The 25,569-nt window shown below is 53.4% G+C and carries 19 protein-coding genes; 7 read left to right on the forward strand and 12 right to left on the reverse strand.

Annotated features, from left to right (window positions below; translation table 11 throughout):
* Window positions 1-93: 93 nt before the first annotated feature.
* On the forward strand, window positions 94-642 hold the full coding sequence (locus tag DD586_RS08075) for a YcbK family protein (RefSeq protein ID WP_012884318.1): 549 nt from the start codon (window positions 94-96) through the stop codon (window positions 640-642).
* A gap of 112 nt (window positions 643-754) precedes the next feature.
* Window positions 755-1,393, forward strand: coding sequence for an MBL fold metallo-hydrolase (locus tag DD586_RS08080; protein ID WP_012884319.1), 639 nt, complete (start codon window positions 755-757; stop codon window positions 1,391-1,393).
* A 94-nt stretch (window positions 1,394-1,487) separates the two neighbouring features.
* Here DD586_RS08080 and DD586_RS08085 read toward each other — a convergent pair whose 3' ends face one another.
* From DD586_RS08085 to pncB, 6 genes are all read right to left on the reverse strand, one after another.
* A complete protein-coding gene (locus tag DD586_RS08085; RefSeq protein ID WP_012884320.1) occupies window positions 1,488-2,678 on the reverse strand; it encodes an amino acid aminotransferase in 1,191 nt (396 codons plus the stop codon).
* 192 nt (window positions 2,679-2,870) lie between these two features.
* Window positions 2,871-3,950 carry a porin gene (locus DD586_RS08090; protein WP_012884321.1) on the reverse strand — a complete coding sequence of 360 codons (1,080 nt, stop codon included), beginning with the start codon at window positions 3,948-3,950 and terminating at the stop codon, window positions 2,871-2,873.
* Window positions 3,951-4,433: 483 nt separating this feature from the next.
* Entirely contained in the window at window positions 4,434-5,519 is a 1,086-nt protein-coding gene (locus DD586_RS08095; protein WP_012884322.1) for a porin, read from the reverse strand.
* A 554-nt stretch (window positions 5,520-6,073) separates the two neighbouring features.
* Window positions 6,074-7,159 (reverse strand): porin, encoded by a 1,086-nt coding sequence (locus DD586_RS08100; protein WP_012884323.1) that lies wholly within the window; start codon window positions 7,157-7,159, stop codon window positions 6,074-6,076.
* Between the two features lie 294 nt (window positions 7,160-7,453).
* Window positions 7,454-8,854: an asparagine--tRNA ligase gene (gene asnS / locus DD586_RS08105; protein ID WP_012884324.1), complete on the reverse strand. Its 1,401-nt coding sequence runs from the start codon at window positions 8,852-8,854 to the stop codon at window positions 7,454-7,456.
* 186 nt (window positions 8,855-9,040) lie between these two features.
* Complete coding sequence (pncB, locus tag DD586_RS08110) at window positions 9,041-10,246, reverse strand: nicotinate phosphoribosyltransferase (RefSeq protein WP_012884325.1); 1,206 nt, start codon at window positions 10,244-10,246, stop codon at window positions 9,041-9,043.
* Window positions 10,247-10,924: 678 nt separating this feature from the next.
* Between pncB and pepN the strand changes: the two genes are divergently transcribed.
* A complete protein-coding gene (pepN, locus tag DD586_RS08115) occupies window positions 10,925-13,540 on the forward strand; it encodes an aminopeptidase N (RefSeq protein ID WP_012884326.1) in 2,616 nt (871 codons plus the stop codon).
* Window positions 13,541-13,643: 103 nt separating this feature from the next.
* Here the strand turns inward: pepN and ssuB are convergent, their stop codons facing one another.
* Genes ssuB through ssuE form a run of 5 tightly spaced genes read right to left on the reverse strand, consistent with a single transcriptional unit; the run spans window position 13,644 to window position 17,953 of the window.
* The gene (gene ssuB, locus DD586_RS08120) at window positions 13,644-14,432 is read right to left on the reverse strand and encodes an aliphatic sulfonates ABC transporter ATP-binding protein (RefSeq protein ID WP_012884327.1); all 789 of its coding nucleotides are present in this window, start codon (window positions 14,430-14,432) and stop codon (window positions 13,644-13,646) included.
* Window positions 14,429-15,220, reverse strand: coding sequence for an aliphatic sulfonate ABC transporter permease SsuC (gene ssuC / locus DD586_RS08125; protein WP_012884328.1), 792 nt, complete (start codon window positions 15,218-15,220; stop codon window positions 14,429-14,431). The genes ssuB and ssuC overlap by 4 nt, the downstream gene beginning before the upstream one ends.
* 11 nt (window positions 15,221-15,231) lie before the next feature.
* Complete coding sequence (ssuD, locus tag DD586_RS08130; RefSeq protein ID WP_012884329.1) at window positions 15,232-16,380, reverse strand: FMNH2-dependent alkanesulfonate monooxygenase; 1,149 nt, start codon at window positions 16,378-16,380, stop codon at window positions 15,232-15,234.
* A gap of 31 nt (window positions 16,381-16,411) precedes the next feature.
* Window positions 16,412-17,371, reverse strand: coding sequence for a sulfonate ABC transporter substrate-binding protein (locus DD586_RS08135; RefSeq protein ID WP_012884330.1), 960 nt, complete (start codon window positions 17,369-17,371; stop codon window positions 16,412-16,414).
* Window positions 17,372-17,398: 27 nt separating this feature from the next.
* On the reverse strand, window positions 17,399-17,953 hold the full coding sequence (gene ssuE / locus DD586_RS08140; protein WP_012884331.1) for an NADPH-dependent FMN reductase: 555 nt from the start codon (window positions 17,951-17,953) through the stop codon (window positions 17,399-17,401).
* Window positions 17,954-18,213: 260 nt separating this feature from the next.
* Here ssuE and pyrD point away from each other — a divergent pair, with 260 nt between their 5' ends.
* Together pyrD and DD586_RS08150 are read left to right on the forward strand one after the other, a co-directional pair.
* Complete coding sequence (gene pyrD, locus DD586_RS08145; RefSeq protein ID WP_012884332.1) at window positions 18,214-19,221, forward strand: quinone-dependent dihydroorotate dehydrogenase; 1,008 nt, start codon at window positions 18,214-18,216, stop codon at window positions 19,219-19,221.
* 277 nt (window positions 19,222-19,498) lie between these two features.
* On the forward strand, window positions 19,499-20,053 hold the full coding sequence (locus DD586_RS08150) for a cell division protein ZapC (protein WP_012884333.1): 555 nt from the start codon (window positions 19,499-19,501) through the stop codon (window positions 20,051-20,053).
* A gap of 63 nt (window positions 20,054-20,116) precedes the next feature.
* Here DD586_RS08150 and DD586_RS08155 read toward each other — a convergent pair whose 3' ends face one another.
* Window positions 20,117-21,220 (reverse strand): YcbX family protein, encoded by a 1,104-nt coding sequence (locus tag DD586_RS08155; protein ID WP_012884334.1) that lies wholly within the window; start codon window positions 21,218-21,220, stop codon window positions 20,117-20,119.
* 183 nt (window positions 21,221-21,403) lie between these two features.
* Here DD586_RS08155 and rlmKL point away from each other — a divergent pair, with 183 nt between their 5' ends.
* Both rlmKL and DD586_RS08165 read left to right on the forward strand, forming a co-directional pair.
* Window positions 21,404-23,527 (forward strand): bifunctional 23S rRNA (guanine(2069)-N(7))-methyltransferase RlmK/23S rRNA (guanine(2445)-N(2))-methyltransferase RlmL, encoded by a 2,124-nt coding sequence (gene rlmKL / locus DD586_RS08160; protein ID WP_012884335.1) that lies wholly within the window; start codon window positions 21,404-21,406, stop codon window positions 23,525-23,527.
* Window positions 23,528-23,532: 5 nt separating this feature from the next.
* A complete protein-coding gene (locus tag DD586_RS08165; protein ID WP_012884336.1) occupies window positions 23,533-25,467 on the forward strand; it encodes an ABC transporter ATP-binding protein in 1,935 nt (644 codons plus the stop codon).
* The last annotated feature ends 102 nt before the right edge of the window (window positions 25,468-25,569 follow it).

Below are 25,569 nucleotides of genomic sequence, written 5' to 3' on the forward strand. Positions count from 1 at the left end.
CCAGGCAGTTAAGGTGCAAAGCGGTACATTTATGCACCATTTTTGCTTGTTGTTTTTCTCTTCGCTTCTTTTAGCCCAGGGTATGCAATCTTTATGGAATACATTGATAATCATCGACGCAAATGGTTGGCGATCGGCGGCGCGGCGTTAGGGATGGCGCTGTTACCGGGTCAGGCGCTGGCCTCGCTTTCCACCGCGCGTCCACGCATTCTCACGCTAAACAATATCAACACCGGTGAACATATTAAGGTCGAGTTTTTCGACGGTCGGCGTTATAACAAAGCAGAGTTATCCCGGTTAAACCATTTTTTCCGTGATTATCGGGCCAATAAAGTCAAAACTATCGACCCCGCGCTGTTTGATCAGCTATACCGCCTGCAGGTCATGTTGGGTACGACCAAGCCGGTACAGCTGATCTCGGGTTACCGTTCTTACAGCACCAATGAGGATTTGCGGTCGCACAGTAAGGGCGTGGCGAAACAGAGCTACCACACCCAGGGAAAAGCCATGGATTTCCATATTGAAGGTGTCCAGTTGGCGAATATCCGAAAAGCGGCGCTGAAAATGCGCGCCGGTGGTGTAGGGTATTACCCGCAGAGCAATTTTGTGCACATCGATACCGGCGCTGTTCGTACCTGGTAGTATTAGTACCTGCTGGTAGTATTAGTACCTGATAGAGAAAATGCAGGTGCCAGCCGGGCAATATCGGTGGTTTTATTCCCTGAATAAGGATGTCGAGTAGAAACGGAGCGGTATGAAGTACCAAATTATTCCTGTTACGGCCTTCAGCCAAAATTGCACCCTGCTGTGGTGTGAGAAAACGTTGCAGGCCGCTATTGTTGATCCCGGCGGCGAAGCCGACAAAATTAAACAGGCCGTAGCGCAGGCGGGGGTGACGGTAACCCAGATTCTGCTGACGCATGGTCATCTGGATCATGTTGGAGCGGCGGCGGCGTTGTCTGAATATTTTCAGGCTCCTATCGTTGGCCCACAGCGTGAAGACGCTTTCTGGCTGGATGGATTGCCGGCTCAGAGTCGTATGTTCGGCCTGAATGATTGCCCCCCGCTGACGCCAGCCCGCTGGCTGGAAGACGGTGATACTGTCACCGTGGGCGAATCCGTGTTATCAGTGTTGCATTGCCCAGGGCATACGCCGGGTCATGTGGTGTTTGTCGATAAGCAGGCGCGTTTTGCTCAGGTGGGTGATGTCATTTTCCGTGGTGGTGTAGGGCGTAGCGATTTCCCTCAGGGGAATCATCAGGCGTTGATAGCCTCTATCCGCACTAAGCTGTTCCCTTTGGGGGATGATATCGCGTTTATCCCGGGGCATGGTCCAATGTCTACCTTTGGTGAAGAACGCCGTACCAATCCGTTCGTACGTGATACCGAGTGATAACCGCGTTATCCACCTACAACAAAGCCAGCGGTGATGCTGGCTTTGTTGTTATTGCGTGACGCCCTGCCAGAAGCAGGGCGATGGTAGTCTATTACAGCACAGCGACAATGGCTTCGCACAACGGCGCCATGTTTTCCGGTGTCATACCGGCTACGTTGATGCGGCCCGAATTCACGGCGTAAATACCGAATTCGTTACGCAGACGCAGCACCTGGTCTTTATTGAGACCGCTGAAGGAGAACATGCCGTTCTGGTTGATAATAAAAGAGAAGTCTTGATTAGCGCCTTTTTCCTGCAAGGTGCTGACAAACAGGTGGCGCATGCGCTGGATGCGTTCGCGCATTGCCGTTAATTCCTGCTCCCAGATGTTGCGCAGCGATTCGTTAGACAACACGGTCGCCACCACTGCCGCACCGTGTGACGGCGGGTTAGAGTAGTTGGCGCGAATGCCTGCTTTGACCTGGCTGAATGCCGTATCGGCAATAGATGCGTCAGCCGCCACAATCGTGCAAGCGCCGACACGTTCGTTGTACAGACCAAAGTTCTTGGAATATGAACTGGCGACAATCAGTTCCTGATGTCTGGCAGCAAAAATACGCAGGCCTTCAGCGTCTTCCTCAAGACCACGGGCAAAGCCCTGATAGGCGAAGTCGAACAACGGCAGCCAGCCTTTCTCCTGTGCCAGCACCGCCAGTTGTTCCCACTGCTCTTTAGTCGGATCGATACCAGTAGGGTTGTGGCAGCAGCCGTGGAACAGAACGACATCACCCGCCTGGGCTGCGCTCAGGCTGGTCAGCATGCCGTCAAAATCCAGCTTGTGGTTAGCCGCATCGTAGTAGGTGTAATCACAAACTTCGAGACCGACAGCGGCAAAAACGTTTTTGTGGTTCGGCCAGCTTGGGTTGCTCACCCAAATGCGCGTGGCGCTGGTCTGGTTGGCAATGAAGTCTGCCGCCACGCGTAAGCCACCGGTGCCGCCCGGTGTCTGTGCGGTGCGTGCACGTTTGTTCGCAATGATGTCACTCTGCTTACCAAATAACAGCTCCTGAGTGCAGCGGGCGAATTCCGGTATGCCGTCAATACTCAGGTAGTTTTTGGTGGTTTCTGTTTCCAGCAGTAACTGCTCTGCTTTTTTTACGCTGGTGAGTACAGGTGTCTTGCCGGTTTCGTCTTTGTAGACCCCAATCCCCAGGTTGATCTTATGGGGACGTTCATCAGCGCGAAACAGATCGGCCAACCCCAGAATCGGGTCAGCGGGTGCGGCAGAGATTTTTTCAAACATTGCGAAGTAATCCATGACAGAGAATAAACAGAAATAGCAGGTTAACGCCAGCGTTCGGCTTTGCCAACCGTTTGCATCAAAAGAAACGGAAATAATGAGAGCAGTGGGGCAGTCGGGATTTTTTCCCGATACCCATGACAAAGGCAGCGTATACACTGTCGTTATCGTGTGTATCGGGAATCGTGCGGGTTGTCAGAACTGATATACCAGACCGGTGAACAGGGTGTCATCGGTCTTTCTGGCAAACGGATTATTGGTACTGCTAATCAGGTTGCGCAGATAGGCGACATTCATCACCATGTTCTTATTAAAGGTGTAATTCACCCCTAAACTGACGTAGCGGGTAATGTATCCGCTGGTACCTTGCCCGATGCCAGTCTCATCGTATGCCCTGGCGGCGATATAGGCTAAAGATGGCGTCAGTCCCACATCAAAGTGATACTGCGCAACCGCCTCGAAGATTCTGGTTTTATCGGCAAAGGCGGTGGTGGACGTACCGATGAAGGTCAGGTTGTGGAATAGGCCATACATAACCGCGAGATAGGCGCTGTTGGCATCGTATTTTATCCCCGCAGCCCAGGCGTCGGCCTTGTCGCCCTCATTGGTTGCGCGTTGTACCGTGGTACGGTTAACGGTTTCGTAAGAAGCGATAACACCCAGACCACTGGGGGATACATACGCGGACGACACACCCACACCATTACCGACCTGAAGGGCGGGGTTGCTGGAATCTGTGTGTGCAGACTGATACTGCAAACCGACATCCCACCCGTCGACCAGACCAAAAAAATTCTTGTTGCGATAGGTCGCGACGCCAGCAGTACGGCCAGTAATACTGTCGGTATAGCCTTGATCACCGCCAAACTCTGGCAACACATCGGTATAGGATAAGCCGTCGTAAGCGATGCCTTTATTCCTGCCATAGTCGATACTACCAAGTTGACGAAATTTCAAACCCGCATACGCATAGCGGGTTTTCCCGTTTACCGCGTTGGTGTCTTCCGCCTTACTGGCATCAAAGTGGTATTCGTAATTGCCGTAACCAGTAATATCCTGGTTTATCTGCGTCTCGCCTTTTATTCCCAGCCTTGCATACGTCGAATCACCATTCCCTTTGAAACTGTTAGTTTTATCGCCAAAGTAATAACCTGCCCGCACCTTGCCATACAGATCAAGTTTATTACCTTGGTTATTATAAACGTCAGCCGCGCTGGCCAGTCCGCCGGAAAACAAGCATACCGCTACCGCTGACATCGTTATCAGATGTTTCATCACCCTTACCCTCATAACCTGTTAATGTGCGCTGCGGCATTTCTGCCAAACAGCAAAGAGAAGCCGTTGGAGTATTGTTAGTTTTTTGTTTTTTTCGGCTGCAGTCTCACATCCTGGAAGGGAGGGAACCAGACTGAATGTGATACGAGAGTGGTAGGGGTGCAATATTATGTTTTTATCCGAATAAAATTATTATATTTCATTTTTATTTCTATTTTTACATAGAATAAACAAGGGGTTGTCTGTTCTTTACTTTGTGGTGGTTTTATTAATTTTAGATGTGATTTTCAATACCGATGTCAGAGATCTGCATCAACAGGACTGGATATCACTGTGGAAGACCATTAAGGTCAGCACCCATTTCTCATGATGGTGCGAAGTCAGAATGCATTTCTCTTTTTAAAGGGAAGGGGGCCAGACAAGAAAAAGCCGGGGAATATCCCCCGGCTTTACACAACGTCACTTCAGAGAAGTGAAGCTGGATTAGAACTGGTAGGTCAGGCCAGTAAAGACACTGTTGCCAGTTTTGGCGCCAGTAGGGTTGCTATCTTTGTTAATCAGGTTGATTGCGTACTCAACAGAAGCAGACATGTTTTTGTTGAATGAGTAGGTAGCGCCCACGCTGACATATTTGGTCAGGTAACCGTTAGCCATAGTAGTTGTATCATCATAGCCTTTAGCTGAAACGTATGCTAATGACGGCTTCAGACCAAAATCGAAGCTGTATTGAGCAACGGCTTCAAAAACTTTTGTTTTATCAGCAAACCCACCCAGAGCTTTAATAAAGCTCAGGTTATGGTACTCAGCATAGGTAGTTGCAAGATAGATATTGTTTGCGTCATATTTCAGGCCAGTAGCCCAAACTTCCGCTTTGTCACCTTTACCTAACTTAGTGTTGTTTACCTGTGAGCTTGTACGGTCTGCTTTCGCATAAGACGCGATTACGCCAACACCGATAGGAGAGGTGTAGGATGAGGAGATACCCCAACCATCACCTGTCTGTTTCGACAAGTCTGTCGAGTCTTCATGTTTGGCTTGGTATTGCACTCCGAAATCCCAGCCTTGTACCAGACCGAAGAAGTTTTTGTTGCGATAAGTGGCCAGACCGGAACTACGGCCAGTAATACTATCGGTATAGCTGCTGTCACCACCCCATTCCGGCAGAACGTCGGTATAAGAGATACCGTCGTAAGCGATACCGCGGTTACGGCCATAATCAAAAGAACCGAAATCAGCAAATTTCAGACCGGCATAGGCATAACGGGTTTTACTGTTACCGTTACTGGAGTTAGTGTCTTCAGCTTTTGCAGCGTTGAATTCATATTCAAAGCGGCCATAGCCAGTCAGATCGTTGTTGATTTTGGTCTCGCCGGTGAAACCCAGGCGTGTATAGGTTTTATCGGTATGGCCGAAAAGACTGTCTGTATTATCACCAAAAATATAACCAGCATGCAGTTTACCGTTGAGGTTCAACTTGTTGCCGTCTTTGTTATAGATTTCTGCTGCGTTAGCTGCGCCGGCAGCCAACAGAGCCGGGATTACCACTGCCAGAATATTACGTTTCATCATTATAAATAACCCTCATTGTGTTGGTTCACGCCCACTCATTTTTGCAGAACAATCTGAACTGAACTTCTGCATTATGGCGGTGTCTTATGTGTCCAAACGCAGTGTTTCATTCACAATGATGATTATCCACTCCATAAATGCTACCAATTACTGGTTTGAGAAACACTTTGTTTTATTTTGTATCTATATGTAAAGTTTGGGGCGCGTCACATTCTGATTTAGCGCAACTCTTCCTGTATAAGTAATTTTTACCCTTATCTTCTTTATTATTTACTTCTTTATCATAAGGTTATAATTTTCTCTTGTAATAAAAAACATGCATAATCGACATTATTTTTTCATATGTAGTATGTTTTTTTGTCACAAAAACTGCGTATGCTGCGCGTTGCCGCTGTTTTTGTGTTTTGGGCGTTAGGGTTACACGCCACGACCGTTGCAGGTAAAATATTGTGCATACTATGTATGTTTTTGTGAAAAAAAATGCCGATCAACACGTGATCGGCATTTTGAATTGACGTTCAGTATTACGACAAAGTCGTTAACACTGATAGTGATTAGAACTGGTAAATTGCACCAACAGCGACGGTGTTGCCAGTAGAAACGCCGTTCGGGTTGTTGTCGCTCTTAATCAGGTTGATGTCATATTCAACCAGGGTAGAGAAGTTCTTGTTGAATGCATAGGTTGCACCCACGCTGACATATTTACGCAGGTAGCCGCTGGTTTGTGCTGCATCATCATCAGCCTTGGCAGACACATAACCCAGAGACGGTGTCAGACCGAAGTCGAAGTTATACTGAGCAACAGCTTCGAACACTTTTGTCTTGTCGTAAGCAGAAGTGGCAGCTGCGTTTTTGTAAGACAGGTTGTGGTATTCGCCGTAGGTAGTAGCAACATAGATGTTGTTAGCATCATACTTCAGGCCAGTTGCCCATGCTTCGGCTTTTTTACCATGACCATCAGCTGTTTGTTTATTAGTACGGTCAGCTGCGGTGTAAGAACCAATCACACCCACGCCAAACGGTGCGGTGTAAGAAGAGGAAATCGCCCAACCGTCGCCGGTATTTTTTCTGGTTTGAGTAGAGTCGTCATGCTTGGCTTGGTAGCCCAACGCGAAGTCCCAGCCATCAACCAGGCCGAAGAAGTTTTTGTTGCGATAGGTAGCAACGCCTGAATTACGGCCAGTCAGGTTATCAGTATAAGATGAGTCACCGCCTTGCTCCGGCAGTACGTCAGTGTAAGACAAGCCATCGTAGCCGACTGCGCGGTTACGGCCGTAATCCAAAGAACCGAAATCACCAAATTTCAGGCCGGCATAAGCATAACGGGTTTTACTGCCGGTATTGCTGCTAGGCAGGCTATTAGTATCTTCAGCGTTGCTGGCGTCAAACTGGTATTCAAAACGACCATAACCAGTCAGGTCGTTATTGATCTTAGTTTCGCCCTTGAAGCCCAGACGGGTATAAGTCTGGTCACCAGTACCAAACACACTCTTATCCTGATCACCAAAATAGTGAGCGGCTTCGATCTTACCAGTCAGGTCCAGTTTGTTGCCGTCTTTGTTGTATACTTCAGCTGCGTTAGCTGCACCAGCAGCCAACAGCGCAGGGATTACCACTGCAAGAATATTGCGCTTCATCATTATTACCCTCATTGGTGTTATTCAGACATCTGCATCACAGTAAAAAAAACTTAACGGAACTTTGTTGTGAATGCAGTTGTCTTCCTGTGTCTGCACGCAGTTTTCCATTCACCCGCGCGTTAATCTACCGTTAAAATGATACAAATTCACAAATGGCGTAACTATTGGAAAATATGTATTTCAATTTGTAAAAATTGCGGAACTTTGTGAGCTATCTCTAAAACAAAAAAAAGAGCACCATCTCAGGTGCTCTTCTTTGTTACATATATCTGTTTTTCTTATGTTATTTTTTGCTTAGAACGTGGCGTTGCGCGGCGTACGCGGGAACGGAATGACATCGCGCACATTTTGTACACCGGTTACATACGCTATCAAACGTTCAAAACCGAGACCAAAACCCGAATGCGGGATGGTGCCGTAGCGACGCAAATCGCGGTACCACCAGTAGTCTTCTTTACTCAGTCCCATCTCTTCCAGACGGATATCCAGTTGCTCCAGACGCTCTTCACGTTGTGAGCCACCGATAATCTCGCCGATGCCCGGTGCCAGTACGTCCATCGCCGCCACGGTTTTGCCGTCGTTGTTCATACGCATATAAAAGGCTTTGATGTCTTTCGGGTAGTTCTTCACCACGACCGGGGCCTGGAAGTGTTTCTCTGCCAGATAGCGTTCGTGCTCGGAGGAGAGATCGATACCCCAGGATACCGGGTTCTCGAACGTCTGCCCGCAGTTTTCCAGAATCGTGATGGCGTCGGTGTAATCCACCTGAGCGAAATCAGAGGTGACAAAACGCTCCAGACGGCTGACAGCGTCTTTATCCACGCGTTCGGCGAAGAATTTCATGTCATCAGCACGTTCTTCCAGTACGGCCTTAAATACAAATTTCAGCAGGTTTTCCGCCAGCGCAGCAACGTCATCCAGTGTCGCGAAGGCGACTTCCGGTTCAATCATCCAAAACTCTGCCAGGTGGCGGCTGGTATTGGAGTTTTCCGCACGGAAGGTCGGCCCGAAGGTATAGATTTTAGACAGGGCGCAGGCGTAGGTTTCGCCGTTAAGCTGGCCGGATACGGTCAGAAAAGCTTCTTTACCGAAGAAGTCTTCGCTGAAATCGACTTTGCCCTGATCGTCACGCGGCAGGTTTTCCAGGTCCAGCGTGGAAACGCGGAACATTTCACCTGCGCCTTCGGTATCGGAAGCGGTAATGATAGGGGTAGAGACCCAATAGAAACCGTTCTGATGGAAGAAGCGATGAATAGCCTGCGCCAGTGTGTGGCGCACACGGGCGACAGCACCGATCAGGTTGGTACGAGGGCGTAAATGCGCGACTTCACGCAGATATTCGATACTGTGGCGCTTAGCCGCCATCGGGTACGTGTCCGGGTCATCCACCCAGCCGACAACTTTGAGTTCGGTGGCCAGCAGTTCGAAGCTTTGGCCTTCGCCGGGAGATTCCACTACCTTGCCGGTGACTTCTACCGAGCAGCCGGTGGTCAGGCGCAAGATGTCGCTCTGATAATTAGCAAGATTATTATTGACGACAGCCTGTAGCGAATCAAAGCAGGAACCGTCATAGACGGCAATAAAGGAAATACCGGCTTTAGAGTCTCTCCGGGTACGTACCCAGCCGCGCACGGTGACGTCACTGTCAACGGCGACACGGCCTTGCAGTACGTCGACTACAGGCACTACGCTCATAACATTCTCTCTATTGATGAAATTTAATGGGTGAAATGTAATGGTTCACTGCCCAAATACGGGCGTTTCGTTATGTTACTTGTCGTCGGGCAGGACACAAGCAGAAATCACCGGAACGTGGCAAGTTTTATGCGATTCCGGTGTTACTGGCTTAAAGAGTAGTCAGTCTTACAGGTGGTGTACGACTCAGGAGGCTTTTTTCACGCGGGGCAGGTCAAAGGCTTTACGCAGCGCACTGACAAAAGCCTGATCCTGACAAATGGTTTTTCCCGGGCTATCAGACAGCTTGGCCACCGGTTTGCCGTTGCACTCCACCAGTTTGATAACGATATTCAGCGGCTTCACTCCCGGAATATCACAGGTCAGGCGGGTGCCGATACCAAAGACAACGTTGATGCGTTGCCCGAAGTGGCGATAAAGATGCAGTGCTTTTTCCAGATTGAGATTATCGGAAAACACCAGCGTTTTTTCCATCGGGTTGATATCCAACGCATGGTAATGGGCGATAGCTTTTTCACCCCATTCAATCGGGTCGCCGGAATCATGGCGTAACCCCTGATAACGGCGGGCGAATGAACGATCAAAGTCGCGTAGGAACGCATCCATGGTGATGCAATCGGTAAGAGCGATGCCGAGTTGATCGGGATATTCCAACAGCCAGGCATCCAGTGCCGCCCGCTGACTGTTCGCCAGCGTCTGACTGATTTGCTGATGCGCCTGGAACCATTCGTGCGCCTGAGTGCCGACCGGTGCCAGTTGCAGGCGACGCGCCAGGTCATAATTGCTGGTGCCGATCAGGTAAGGGAATTGTGCTTTCAGGGTGCGTACTATTTGGTGCTGGACTTCACGAGAGAAGCGGCGACGGGTACCGAAATCCATCAGTTTGAAGCGGCTAAGATCGACATCGGCGCTGTGCTGGCGGAAACTTGCCAGCGTATGGTGCAACTGGTCGAGTGCGGCATCGATATGTCCGCCCGGTGTGCGGGCACGATGGACCACTTCACTGATGACCGCCAGTAACGGGACTTCCCACAAAATGACTTCGCGCCACGGTCCGGTGATCCGAATATCCAGTTTACCCTGATGGTTGCGAACCTGGATCTGCGACGGGTTGAAGCGGAAAGTCTTCAGCCAGGCGAGGTAGTCGGTGTTGAAAAAGGGCAGCGAGGAGAGGTAGGCGTACTCATCGTCGTGCAACGACAAGTGGCTCATGGCCTCCACTTGTGCCCGAATCTCATCGGCGTAGTGCCCTAACAACTCATCGCCGCGACAGCGAAATTCCGCCGCCACATGCACATCATAATAGTGGTGGAATACCGCCTGCTGCATATGCAATTTGTAGGCGTCAGTATCCAGCAATGAGGTCAGTATCGGGGCTGTGTGTAAAGTCATAATGCGTTACCGCATCCTCGTTTAATACAATTTACAAGTTAATTTTACAAGTTAATGCAAGTGACTGGATGGTCATCGGCAGCGAGAGCACGCTGTCTGTTCAACTGGGCTTATCACATCATATTGGGAGGATGAAGGCGAGATTCAATCGTGCGATTGTGACAAAAAAGTAGCTGTTTTACGCGCTGTTTACCATGAGTGATTGAATTATAATGTTTTTTATACTAAACAAAATTACCCGAAAAAACCTGTCGTCGCCGCACGCCGTAGGGTATGACAGGAAAGTTTGCATTCCGGCAGTCACTCCCCTTTAATAGACGTAACAGCCTGTTGAATAACGGAACTGCGCATAAAGTAAACGGAATAAACCGCGTAACCTGATGATCATAGGGTGACCTGAGCGCCTCTGGCGTGGCGTTGTACCGGGTTCGCTGTTTAACCTTGTTTACTGTGTGAATATATAAAGGACGTCATCGTCGCCTGGCGAATGTTACGGATGATGGACATCCGATAACATCTGGTGTGCTCGCAATATAAAACCGGTATTCACGGATAATGTGCTGCATGAATAAAAACGTGCTTCGTGAATAACGTGCTTCATGAATAAGAAAGGAAGCAGATGGGCCACCGGAACACGTCTTACCGCCACTATTACTGCTGTCATTAAGGTAATCAGTCATGAGTCAACAACCACAAGTCAAATACCGGCACGATTACCGTGCGCCGGACTACACCATTACCGACATCGCACTGGATTTTGATCTGCATCCGGAAAAGACCCGGGTGGTGGCCGTCAGTCAGGTCGTGCTGCAAGGAGAAAAGGGCGCGGCGCTAAAACTGAATGGTGAAGGGCTAACCCTGCTGAGTGTCCAGGTCGATGGGCAAGACTGGCAGGCACATCGCTTACTGGACGATGGCCTGGAACTGACCGGCGTGCCGGAAAAATTCACCCTGCGGATTGAAACGGAGATTAACCCGGCGGCGAACAGTGCGCTGGAAGGGTTATATCAGTCGGGTGACGCACTGTGTACGCAGTGTGAGGCCGAAGGATTCCGCCACATTACCTATTATCTCGACCGGCCGGATGTTCTGGCGCGTTTTACCACCCGTGTTACTGCCGACAAAGCCCGTTACCCGTACCTGCTTTCCAATGGTAACCGCGTTGGGCAGGGCGAAGCGGAGAATGGGCGTCACTGGGTGGAATGGCAAGACCCGTTCCCGAAACCTTGCTACCTTTTTGCGCTGGTTGCCGGTGATTTTGACGTGTTGCGCGACACCTTTGTCACCCGTTCCGGCCGTGATGTCGCGTTGGAGCTGTTTGTCGATCGCGGCAACCTCGATCGAGCCGACTGGGCGATGACCTCGCTGAAAAACGCCATGAAGTGGGATGAAACCCGTTTTGGGCTGGAATACGACCTCGACATTTATATGATCGTGGCGGTGGATTTCTTCAATATGGGGGCGATGGAAAATAAAGGGTTGAACATTTTCAACTCCAAGTTTGTGCTAGCCAAAGCCGAAACCGCCACCGACAAGGACTACCTCGGTATCGAGGCAGTGATAGCCCACGAGTATTTCCACAACTGGACCGGTAACCGCGTGACCTGCCGCGACTGGTTCCAGCTTAGCCTGAAAGAAGGGCTGACGGTGTTCCGTGATCAGGAGTTCAGCTCTGATGTCGGTTCCCGCCCGGCTAACCGGATCGACAACGTGCGGGTGATGCGTGGCGCACAGTTTGCCGAAGACGCCAGCCCGATGTCCCACCCGATTCGCCCGGATCAGGTTATCGAAATGAATAACTTCTATACCCTGACGGTGTATGAAAAAGGGTCGGAAGTGATTCGTATGATGCACACGTTGCTGGGCGAAGAGAAATTCCAGGCGGGGATGCGTCTCTATTTTGATCGTCATGACGGCAGCGCGGCGACCTGTGATGACTTTGTGCAGGCGATGGAGGACGCTTCCAGTGTCGATCTGTCGCAGTTCCGTCGCTGGTATAGCCAGTCCGGCACGCCGGTCGTGACGATTCGTGACGACTATGACGCGGCAACCCACCAGTACCATCTGCATGTCAGCCAGATGACGCCTGTCGGTGCCGATAAACAACCCAAACTGCCACTGCATATCCCGCTGGATATTGAACTGTACGATAGCGAAGGGAAGGTTATCCCGCTGCGTCAGAAAGGCCAGAAACTGGGCTCGGTACTGAACGTCACCGAAGCTGAGCAAACGTTCGTGTTTGATGAGGTTCCTTGTCAGCCGGTACCGTCGTTGCTGCGTGAATTCTCCGCGCCGGTCAAATTGAACTATCCGTGGAGTGATGAGCAACTGACGTTCCTGATGCGTCATGCCAGCAATGCCTTTTCCCGTTGGGATGCCGCTCAGAGCCTGCTGGCGAACTATATTCGCCTGAATGTAGCGCGCCATCAGCAAAAACAACCGCTATCGTTACCGATGCATGTGGTAGACGCCTTCCGTGGCGTATTGCTGGATGACGGTCTGGACCCGATGCTGGCGTCGCAGATTCTGTCGCTGCCGAGCGAAAACGAAATGGCGGAACTGTTTGAGGTTATCGACCCGGAAGCTATCGCGGCGGTGCGTCAGTCACTGACTCAGACGCTGGCGCAGGAAATGGCGGACGAATTGCTGACGGTATACCGTGCCAATAAACTGCCTTCTTACCGAGTGGATCAACAGGACATGGGTAAACGCGCCCTGCGTAACCTGTGCTTGCACTATCTGGCGTTTGCCGAGAGAGAACAGGCTGACAAGCTGGTGTCGGTGCAATTTGCGCAGGCGGACAACATGACGGATTCGCTGGCGGCGATGGCGGCCTCGGTAGCGGCGCAGTTGCCGTGCCGGGATGGTTTGCTGGCGGCGTTTGACGAACGCTGGCATCAGGATGGCCTGGTAATGGACAAATGGTTTGTTCTGCAAGCCAGCAGCCCGGCCAGCGACGTGCTACACCGGGTTCGTGACTTGCTCAACCACCGCTCCTTTAGCCTGAACAACCCGAACCGGCTGCGCTCGCTGATAGGATCGTTCTGTGCGGGCAACCCATCGGCGTTCCACGCTCAAGACGGCAGTGGCTATCAGTTCCTGACCGAGATGCTTACCGAACTGAACACCCGCAACCCGCAGGTGGCGTCACGTCTGATTGAACCGCTGATCCGTCTCAAACGTTACGACTCAGCCCGTCAGGCACTGATGCGACAGGCGCTGGAAACCCTCAAAGGGCTGGAAAACCTCTCCGGCGACCTGTTTGAGAAGATTACCAAGGCGCTGGACGCGTAATATCGCCCTATCCTGACGGCATCTGCCTGATAGGATAACGGTAATAAAAAACCACCGCTGCTCGCAGACGGTGGTTTTTTTACACCCTGAGTGGGTACACCTGTCAGGCGTGCGCCTGTGAAGGGTAGAGGGGTTCGCGAGCAGCAGGTGCTAAAATTCGCTCCAGCACTTGCGCTTCCAGCTCTGCCAGCCGGGCAGAGCCGCGACGGCGCGGCCGTGGCAGGTCAATCGTTATATCCAGCCCGACCTGACCGTCTTCTATCAGGATAACCCGGTCGGCGAGGGTCACCGCCTCGCTGACGTCATGCGTCACCAGCACCACGGTGAAGCCTTGCTGTAGCCACAGTGATTCAATCAGCCCTTGCATCTCGATACGGGTCAGCGCGTCGAGTGCGCCCAGTGGTTCGTCCAGCAATAACAGGCCGGGATGATGGATCAACGCCCGTGCCAGTGCCACCCGCTGCTTTTGGCCGCCGGAGAGTGCGGCTGGCCAGTCGGTAGCCCGTGGCGATAAACCGACAGCCTCCAGTGCCTGATGCGCGTCAGGACGCCAGTCACCGCGCAACCCTAACCCGACATTATCGATCACCCGTTTCCATGGCAGCAGGCGGGCTTCCTGAAACATCAACCGGATATCATCGCGAGCCTGATGTAGCGGGGCACGACCGGCCAACAGTTCACCCTGGCTGGCGTGTTCCAGACCGGCCAGCAGTCGCAGCAGTGTACTTTTACCGCAGCCGCTGCGACCGACTACCGCCACGAACTGGCCGGACGGAATATGCAGATGCACGTCATTTAAGATAGTGCGCTGGCCATAGCGTTTGGTCACACCATTGATCAAAAGCGGTGTGCCGACGTTCAGGCGCGCGGGGGGAGTAGGGGTGAATGTCATGCGTGTTCCTCCGTTCGTTGCCAACTGGGGTGCCAGCGTAGCCAGAGGCGCTCCAGCGTCAGGGCGATGATATCCGCCAGTTTGCCCAGCAGGGCGTACAGAATAATCGCTACCACCACCACATCAGTTTGTAGAAATTCGCGTGCGTTCATCGCCAGATAGCCGATGCCGGAACTGGCGGATATCGTTTCCGCCACAATAAGCGTCAGCCACATCAAGCCGAGCGAAAAGCGCACACCGACCATGATCGACGGTAGCGCACCGGGCAGCACGACTTCGCGGAACAGCCGAAAACCCGATAACCCGTAACTGCGCGCCATTTCCAGCAAGCCGCTGTCGATGGTGCGGATGCCGTGGTAGGTGTTGAGGTAAATGGGGAACAGGGTGCCGAGCGCCACCAGAAAAATCTTGGCGCTTTCATCAATGCCAAACCACAGGATCACCAGCGGGATCAGCGCCAGATGCGGCACATTGCGCAGCATCTGCATGGACGTATCGAGCAGGCGCTCACCGGTGCGGGATAACCCGGTAATGAACCCCAACACCAGCCCCAGCGTGCCGCCGATGGCAAACCCGGTCAGCGCACGCCAGGTGCTGATGCTAAGGTGCTGCCACAGTTCACCACTGCGTATAAGCCGCCAGAAGGTATGGGTGATTGCCTGCGGTGACGGCAGAATGCGGGTGGAAAGCCAGCCAGCGCTGGACGCGAGTTGCCAGAGCGCCACCAGCAGTAACGGCAGCAACCAGGGCGTCAGGCGTGCGGTGATCGGTGTCAGAATCCTCAGCATCGGCCTGCTCCTTAGCTTTGTGCCGCTTTGAGCAGCGGGACGAACTCGTTGCCGACGATTTCGCCCTGTGAGCGTAGCGGCTGTGGCTGCGGCACCTCGGGTACCGCGACATCCAGATGCGGGAACAGCAATTCGCCCACGCGATAGGCCTCTTCCAGATGCGGGTAGCCTGACAACACAAAGGTATCGATACCCAAGTCGGCATATTCCTGAATGCGCTGCGCCACTGTCTGCGGGTCACCGACCAACGCTGTCCCCGCGCCGCCACGTACCAGACCGATGCCGGCCCACAAATTGGGGCTGATCTCCAGCTTGTCACGGCGACCGCCATGTAACGCCACCATCCGCTGCTGGCCCACGGAGTCAAAACGTTTCAGCGATGCCTGTGCTTCGGCGATGGTGTCGTCATCCAGCCGGGAGATCAGGCGATTGGCGGCCTGCCACGCCTCTTCATTGGTTTCACGTACAATCACGTGCAGGCGGATGCCGAAACGTACGCTACGCCCTTGTGCTGCGGCTTTGGCCCGAACACGTTCGATCTTTTCTTTCACCTGCGCGGGAGGCTCACCCCAGGTGAGGTAAAGCTCTACCTGTTCGGCTGCCAGATCCAGCGCCGCATCGGATGAACCGCCGAAATACAGCGGTGGGCGTGGCTGTTGTACCGGTGGGTAGTGCAGTTTGGCGCCTTTGACCTGAATGTGCTTGCCATCGTAATCGACGGTTTCGCCTTCCAGCACCCGCCGCCAGATGCGGGTAAACTCGGCCGAAGCCTCATAGCGCTGTTCATGATCGAGGAACAGGCCTTCTGCGGCCAGTTCTTCCGGGTCACCGCCGGTCACCAGATTAAACAACGCCCGCCCGTTAGACAGTCTGTCCAGCGTGGCGGCCTGACGAGCGGCCAACGTTGGCGAGATAATTCCCGGTCGTAACGCCACCAGAAAACGCAAACGTTGCGTGACTGGGATCAGTGACGATGCCACCAGCCAGGAGTCTTCACAGGAGCGTCCGGTGGGGATCAGCACGCCGCCGAATCCCAGGCGATCCGCTGCCTGGGCTATCTGTTGCAGGTAACTGTAATCAACCGGGCGGGCATTTTCGCCGCGGCCAAAATAGCGGCCGTCACCGTGAGTAGGCAGAAACCAGAAAATATTCAGACTCATTTGTATCGTCTCCATGCAATCGTGCTGAGAATTAGGGGGTGACCGGCGCGTGCCAGATGCGGCTGGCGACATCCAGTCGGGTGGGGATCAGATGGTTTTCGTAAAACAGATCGGCGGTGTGCTGCTGGGCCTGCAAGGTACGCTCATCCACCGGCTTAATCACCGTAATAGGCCGGTGATCGAAATAGGTGCTGATGACGGCTTCGGGTAGCCCCATGGCATTCGCCAGCAGCGTGACGCTTTGCGCTCGCTGGCTGATGGTCAGGGCATCGGCCTGGGTCAGGGTGTTGAGCACCTGTTGCAGGAACGTACCGTATTGCTCGGCATAATGGCGTGAGGCCAGATAGAAAGACCCGGTCAGGTTCAGGTCCGTACCGTCGGCCAGAACGCGGACACCCCCTTGCAACAGCGCTGCCGAGTAGTAGGGATCCCAGATAGTCCAGGCATCGACGTTGCCTTGCTGGAAAGCGGCACGGGCGTCTGCCGGTGTCAGATAAGCAGGCTGAATATCGGTGAATGCCAGACCGGCTTTTTGCAGGTTACGCAGCAACAGGTTATGCGAGCTGGAGCCTTTCTGGAACGCTACTTTGCGGCCTTTCAGGTCGGCGACGGTCTTGATGGGGCTGTCGTCCCGGACCAGAATCACCTCGGCTTTGGGCTTCGGCGGTTCGACGCCGATATAAACCAGATCGGCACCGGCAGCCTGAGCAAACAGCGGCGGAATATCACCGGTACTGCCGACATCAATACTGCCGATATTTAGCGCTTCAAGCATTTGCGGCCCGGCAGGAAATTCAATCCAGCTAATTTTGGTATGCGGGAATTGCTTTTCCAGCAACTGGTGAGTTTTAGCCAGCACCAGGCTGACCGAGCCTTTCTGAAAACCGATACGCAATTGTTCGGGGGCGTCATCGGCATGGGCGACAGCGGATACGCTAACAGCGGCGGTGAAAAGCAGCGTCAGGGCAGTGTGTTTAATCGCAGACAGCATGACATTTTCCTTCTATTTAATTCCGGGTCAGGCACTGTGGCGCAGCGGTTCAGGCTGACGGCGAATCAATGCCTGAAAGAAAAGGTGCAGCGCCTCGTGCAGACGCGTTTCCAGCGCATCGTGAAAATGTGGGGTGCGATCGTAGTGGCTTATCTGGCTGTCATCGGCGAAGACGCCTTGCAGGATTTCCTGTGCTTTGAGCGCGTTTAGCACCGGCTTGAGGCTGTAGTCCATCGCTAACATGTGAGCGACGGAACCGGCGGTGGCAAGTGGCAACACCACTTTATGTTCCAGTGCGCGCTCTGGCAGCACGTCCAGTAAGGTTTTCAGGCCGCCAGAAAACGACGCTTTATAAATTGGGGTAGCGATCAGCACGCCTTCGGCGCTGGCGAGCTGTTCGTTCAGGGTTTGCAACGCCGGGCTGTCGAAGCGGGCATTGAGCAGGTCTTCCGGCGGGAAATTGTGCAAGTGCCAGGGCAACACCTCGACGCCTTTGGCTTCCAGCCATTTTCCAGCGTGGTGTAGTAAAGCCGTTGACCGGGAAGGGTAGCGGGGGCTCCCTGCCAGCGTGATAACGCGCATAGTGACTCCTTATAACCAAAAATCAGCATTTGTCACGATTTAATAACTGTTTGGCTAGTCTGGCAGAGGAGGGAGAGGGTCGGAAAATGATTTATTGTGGAATGAAAAGTGAAAAAACGGATAAAAAAGCCTCAACCCAGAGGTGAGAGAGGAAAACGATTGCGTTGTTGCGGCGTTTTTTTAGCCCAGGTCAATTCCCTTTCGCCCGTTGATGGATGATAATACGCCCCCGGTTTATAACCGGGAATCCAGGAGAAGTCATGTATCCCCTCATTCGTAAAGCGTTATTCCAGCTCGACCCCGAACAGGCGCACGAGTTTACCCTGCATCAGTTGCGCCGTATCACCCACACCCCCTTTGAATGGCTGGTTCGTCAGTCAGTCCCTACCAAGCCGGTAACCTGCATGGGGCTGTCGTTTCGCAACCCGCTGGGGCTGGCCGCCGGGCTGGATAAAGACGGCGAGTGCATTGATGCGCTCGGCGCGATGGGGTTCGGCTTTATCGAAGTCGGCACCGTGACACCGCGTCCGCAACCGGGTAATGACAAGCCGCGCCTGTTTCGGGTGGTGGAAGCCGAAGGGCTTATCAACCGCATGGGGTTCAATAACCGTGGGGTCGATAATCTGGTGGAAAATGTCAAACAGTCGCGTTTTGGTGGCGTGCTGGGCATTAATATCGGCAAAAATAAAGACACGCCGGTAGAGCAGGGAAAAGAGGATTATCTGATCTGCATGGATAAGGTCTATTCCCATGCTGGTTATATCGCCATCAATATTTCCTCTCCCAATACACCGGGATTACGCACACTGCAATATGGCGATGCGCTGGATGATTTGTTACAGGCTGTGAAAAATAAACAGACCGAGCTGCATGCCCGCTACCAAAAATATGTGCCGGTCGCGGTAAAAATTGCGCCAGATCTGTGCGAAGACGAATTGGTCCAAATTGCCGATAGCCTGGTGCGCCATAATATCGATGGTGTCATTGCCACCAATACCACGCTCGACAGACAATTGATTCAGGGATTGAACCATTGCGGGCAAACCGGTGGATTAAGTGGTCGACCGTTGCAGCTGCGCAGCACCGAAGTCATCCGTCGACTGTCACAGGAATTGCAGGGCCGATTGCCGATTATTGGCGTCGGGGGAATTGATTCTGTCGTTGCCGCCAGAGAAAAATTAGCGGCCGGGGCGACGCTGGTTCAGATTTATAGCGGATTTATTTATCGTGGACCGCGCCTGATTAAAGATATTGTTACCCACATCTGATTTTTCATTCCAGTTACCCAGCGTTGGGGGTTTATTTCTCCTCTGCGCTGGTCTATATTTTCTTCGTTTGTGCAAAAATACAGCATCATCGTGCCTGATGGGTTATTTTTAACGCTATTGATGACACCGAATAGCCTATTGCTCAGAATAATTCGAGTCACAGGTAAGTTGATTGTAGTTAATTCATTCCGGTTGCTTACTGATTGGCGGCCGATTATTCATCCTGGCCTGTTTTCCGGGACTTTGGCATCAGTAAGGCATAAATAAAGGTAATGTGATGAAATTAACCCCTGATGATAGCTGGCGCTGGTATTTCGATACCGAGCAGGCGCGCCTGATGCTTGATCTGGCCAACGGCATGGTATTTCGTTCTCGTTTCTCTTCTTCAATGCTAACGCCAGATGCGTTTGCACCCAGCGTATTCTGTGTTGAGGATGCCGCACTGTTTTTCACTTATCAGGAGAAATGCCAGACACTGGCGTTATCGGCCGAAGCGCGGGCTGAACTGGTACTGAATGCGCTGGTAGCGAACCGTTTCCTCAAACCGATGATGCCGAAAAGCTGGCATTTCGCGGCGCAACCGCGGGCTCAGGCTGTGGTGCAAACCGGTGATCAGGTCAGCGTTCAGCTTAATGAGCGTCCGGAAACGGCGAATTTCATGGTGGTAGAGGCCGGTGATAAAGCCAGCCTGTGCGTGCTGGCACAAGGGCAACTGACGCTCAGTGGGAAAGTGATGCAACTGGGCGATGCCATCAAAATCATGCACGACCGTCTCAGCCCAGCGATGGAAGAAAACGACGAAACGTCGGCGCGTTACGCCTTTGCCGGTTGAATATTGACGACGCGAGGCGTGTTGCCCCGCGCCATGCATAACCTGTCAAATTAATGCCATTGATCAGGTTAACGTAATATCCCCAGCCGGAATGCAACTGCATGCCAGTATCGTTCCATCCTCTCCCTGCGCGCTGGCTTTCAGCGGTGACACGTCACCGTCGTTGAGTGTCAGTCGGCAGCAACCGCACAACCCGGCCCGGCATGAATAAGGAACGCGTATTCCTTGCTGTTCCAGCTGTTCCAATAGAATTTGCTGGTTGTTGCCAGTGAAACCTGTCCCCTGATAGGTAATTTGTACCGGTTTGGCGGCGCTGGGCGGCGGCGTCAGGCTTTCCGTGACGGCACCTGCGCCATAAGGACGGGGCGGTTTAGTCGACAGCACCTCGACGCTGTCGCCTGCGCGGATGATGCCGCTATGGCGGGCGATAAGATTGAGGCCAAAATCGACATCGCCGTTTTCCGCCGTTCGGTATTGTTGCAGCGTTGCCAGCGGCTCACCTGCCGGATGTTTGCGCCCACGTTCCGGACTCACGGTGGTCAGCACACAGCGGCTACAGGGTTTTGCTACATCAAACATCACTTCGCCGATGCGCAGGGTTTGCCAACTGTCTTCAGCGAACGCCTCTGCACCACTGACCACCAGATTAGGGCGGAATTGCTCGATACGGATACCGGCACCGCAACGGTTGCGTACATCGTTAAACGACGCGTCGTTGACAAGCAGGAAGGGATAACCATCGGCAAATCCCAGCGGGATATCCGGGTGGCGTTTGACGCGGCGTGACAGCGTCGGCCCTTGCCAGCGGAGTTGTACCGGTCGTTGCAGATAACCGCTCAGCCACTGGTTGATGGCTTCTGGTGCGATCCGGGCCTGAAAATGATTACCCCAGACTTCTGTCGGGGCGGTGTCAGGGGCGAAATCGTCAACGCGCACCAGACAGGTCTGCCCATCAGGCGCGGACAGGAAAACACCCTCGTGCGTCAGCACCGGTGTGAATAGCACCAGTTGTGGAAACTGGCGGGCAGTAATGAAGGTGCCATCGGGCTCGGTGATCATAAACATGCGGTCAAACGCCAGGCCGCTGGGGCTGGCCATCGCCTGTGACAATTGCAGACCACGCATGGATTTAACCGGATGAACAAAAAGCCGACTTAACACAATCACGGTGAGGATTCCTTGCTGACGTAAAGCGGCAACTTTATGACAAGCCGCCGGGATTAGCTATAATGCGCCTCAATTTTCTTTATCGATGCCGGTTTTCTTTCCGGTGCGTTTTTTCGAGGGCGTTTTCTTTCGTTGAGAACGTTCTTTTCAAGGTCGTCCTTTAGTGAAGGTAATCGTCGCGATATGAACTCTCTGTTTGCCAGCACGGCACGTGGTCTGGAAGAATTGTTAAAAAGTGAACTTGAAGCGCTGGGGGCGCAGCACTGCACGGTGGTGCAGGGCGGGGTGCACTTTCAGGGAGACGATCGGCTGCTGTACCAAAGCCTGATGTGGAGCCGACTGGCATCACGCATCCTGCTGCCGCTCAACGAGTGTAAAGTCTATAGCGATCTGGATCTGTATCTGGGGGTGCAGGCGATAGACTGGAGTTCGGTGTTTGACGTCAATCATACCTTTGCCGTGCATTTTACCGGCACCAATGACGAAATCCGCAACACCCAATACGGCGCGCTCAAGGTGAAAGACGCGATTGTCGACAGCTTCAGCCGTAAAACCGGCCAGCGCCCGGACGTCGCCCGCCAGCAGCCGGATATCCGTATTAATGTTTTTCTGCAACGCGAGAAGGCCAGCATCGCGCTGGATCTCAGCGGTGAGAGTCTGCATTTGCGCGGCTACCGCGACATGGCCGGGCAGGCACCGCTCAAAGAAAACCTGGCAGCGGCGATTGTGCTGCGTTCCGGCTGGGAAACCGGTACGCCGATGGTGGACCCGATGTGTGGCTCCGGTACGCTGCTGATTGAAGCGGCGATGATGGCGGCCGATCGCGCTCCCGGCTTGCATCGCCAGCATTGGGGTTTTCTGGCCTGGCAAAAACATAACCCGACGCTGTGGAAAAGCATTACCACCGAGGCCCAGGAGCGTGCCCGTGCGGGGTTGCAGGCGACCACCTCCCGTTTCTTCGGTTCCGATATTGACCGCCGTATGGTGGAGATCGCCAGCAGCAACGCGCGCCGCGCCGGGGTCAGTTCCCTGATTCGGTTTGAAGCCCACGATGCCACCCAATTGAAAAATCCGCTGCCGCAAGGGCCGACGGGGACGGTGGTCAGCAACCCGCCTTACGGCGAGCGTCTGGAGAGCGAACCGGCGTTGATCGCGTTGCACAACCTGCTCGGTCGCAAAATGAAAAGTGAGTTCGGCGGCTGGAAACTGTCGCTGTTTAGCGCCTCGCCAGAATTGCTCAGTTGCCTGCAACTGCGTGCTGATCGCCAGTTCAAAGCCAAAAACGGCCCGCTGGAGTGTGTGCAGAAGAATTACCAATTGGCGGCAAATGAAAGCGGTGCGCCGACCACGGCCGCCTTTGCCGAGGATTTCGCCAATCGTCTGCGCAAAAACCTGCGTAAGCTGGAGAAATGGGCGCAGCAGCAGGGCATTGAGTGTTATCGCCTGTATGACGCCGACCTGCCGGAATATAACGTCGCGGTAGACCGCTACGGCGATCGGGTAGTAATTCAGGAATATGCACCGCCGAAAAGCGTTGATGCTCAGAAAGCGCGCCAGCGCCTGTTTGATGTGATTAACGCCACTCTGAGCGTACTGGGGTTGCCCGCCAGTCATCTGATATTGAAAACCCGCGAGCGTCAGAAAGGCAAAAACCAGTACGAAAAGCTGGCGGAGAAAGGGGAGTTCCTGCAGGTATCGGAGTTCAACGCCAAACTGTGGGTTAACCTGACCGACTATCTGGACACCGGGCTGTTTCTCGACCACCGCATCGCGCGCCGTATGCTGGGCGAAATGAGTAACGGCAAGGATTTCCTCAACCTGTTCGCGTACACCGGCAGCGCCAGTGTGCACGCGGGGCTTGGCGGGGCGCGTTCTACGACCACGGTGGATATGTCGCGCACGTATCTGGAATGGGCGGAGAAAAACCTGCGTCTTAACGGTTTAACCGGTCGTCAGCACCGGCTGATCCACGCCGATTGCCTGGCATGGATGCGGGAAACCCACGAACAGTTTGACCTGATTTTTATCGACCCGCCGACCTTCTCCAACTCTAAACGGATGGACGAATCGTTTGATGTACAGCGTGACCACCTGATGCTGATGACTCAGCTCAAACGCCTGTTGCGCCCTCGCGGTACCATCCTGTTTTCTAACAACAAACGCGGATTCCAGATGGACAAGGCCGGGCTTGCCACGCTGGGACTGGAAGCGAAAGAAATTACCGCGCAAACACAGTCGCAGGATTTCGCCCGTAACCGTCAGATTCACAACTGCTGGCTGTTGAAACACGCCGGCGAGGAAAAATAACTACCATGTCATTGATCAGTTTATCCGGCGCCTGGCTATCGTTCAGCGATGCGCCGTTGTTGGACAACACCGAACTGCATATTGAAGACAACGAGCGCGTGTGTCTGGTTGGACGCAACGGCGCGGGCAAATCCACCTTGCTGAAAATTCTGGCAAAAGAAATCCCGCTGGATGACGGTCGGCTGGTGTACGAGCAAGACCTGATTGTGGCGCGCTTGCAGCAGGATCCACCGCGCGATATCGACGGCACGGTGTTTGATTTCGTGGCCGAAGGCGTCGCGGCGCAGGCGGAATACCTGAAAGCCTACCATGTAGCGTTGCGGCAGGTCGGGGAAGACCCCAGCGAGAAGAACCTGAATCAACTGGCGAAGATTCAGGACGTGCTGGATCATCAGGGGCTGTGGAAGCTGGAAGACCGTATCAACGAGGTGTTGGGCCAACTGGGGTTATCGGCGGATACGCCGTTGTCGGCGTTGTCCGGCGGTTGGCTGCGTAAAGCCGCGTTAGGGCGGGCGCTAGTCAGCGCGCCGCGGGTATTGTTGCTGGACGAACCCACCAACCACCTGGATATCGACACTATCGACTGGCTGGAAGGTTTCCTCAAAGCATTTTCCGGCAGCATTGTGTTTATTTCCCATGACCGCTCGTTTATCCGCAACATGGCGACCCGTATCGTCGATCTGGATCGCGGCAAGATGGTGTCCTGGCCCGGTGATTACGACAAATATTTGCTGGGGAAAGAAGAGGCGCTGCGGGTGGAAGATCTGCAGAATGCTGAATTCGACCGCAAGCTGGCGCAGGAAGAAGTGTGGATTCGCCAGGGCATCAAAGCTCGTCGTACCCGCAATGAAGGCCGGGTGCGGGCGCTCAAGGCGATGCGACAAGAGCGTGCCGATCGCCGTGAAGTCATGGGTAGCGCCAAAATGCAGGTGGAAGAGGCAGCCCGCTCCGGCAAGATAGTCTTCGAACTGGAAGACGTACAGTATCAGGTTGACGGGAAAACACTGGTATCGGGCTTTTCTGCTCAGGTACAACGCGGCGATAAAATCGCGCTGGTCGGGCCGAATGGCTGCGGTAAAACCACGCTGTTAAAGTTGATGCTGGGTCAACTGGCACCGACATCCGGGCGCATTCACTGCGGCACCAAGCTGGAAGTGGCGTATTTCGATCAGCACCGTGCTGAGTTAGACCCGGAAAAAACGGTGATGGATAACCTCGCCGAAGGGAAACAGGATGTGATGGTCAACGGCCGTCCGCGCCATGTACTGGGTTATCTCCAGGACTTCCTGTTCCACCCGAAACGCGCCATGACACCGGTAAAAGCGCTGTCAGGTGGGGAGCGTAACCGTCTGTTACTGGCACGGTTATTCCTCAAACCCAGCAACCTGCTGATTCTCGACGAACCGACCAACGATCTGGACGTGGAAACGCTGGAATTGCTGGAAGAACTGTTGGACAGTTATCAGGGAACCGTGCTGCTGGTCAGCCATGATCGCCAGTTCGTCGATAACTCGGTCACCGAGTGCTGGATTTTTGAAGGCAACGGCCTGATTGGCCGCTATGTCGGCGGTTATTATGATGCCCAACACCAGCGTGCGTCCTCTGCGCCGTTGCGAAGCGTTGCACCCGTAAAGAGTGCAGCGACAAAAGAAAACCTTGATAGCGAGAGCGCACAAAGCGCACCTGCCGCACAGCAAGCTAAACGTAGCGGCGGCAAGCTCAGTTATAACCAACAGCGTGAACTGGAACAGTTGCCGCAACGTATTGAAGCGCTTGAGGGTGAGATAGCCAATCTGCAACAACAGATGAACGACCCGGCATTCTTTTCCCGGTCGCATGACGAAACTCAACCGGTACTGGCGGCGCTGGAGCAAGCGGAACAGCAACTAGAGGTCTGTTTTGAGCGCTGGGAAGCGCTTGAGGCACAAAAGAACGGTTAAGGCGCGGCGTTGTGCTGCGTGCTGCGGCGCGTCATTTTTAACGCGAATGTTTTTTAACGGTAGTGTTTTTTAACGGTAACAACCGGAGTGTTAAGGCGAGCG

The sequence above is a fragment of the Dickeya parazeae Ech586 genome (assembly GCF_000025065.1).
Taxonomy (GTDB): Bacteria; Pseudomonadota; Gammaproteobacteria; order Enterobacterales; family Enterobacteriaceae; genus Dickeya; species Dickeya zeae.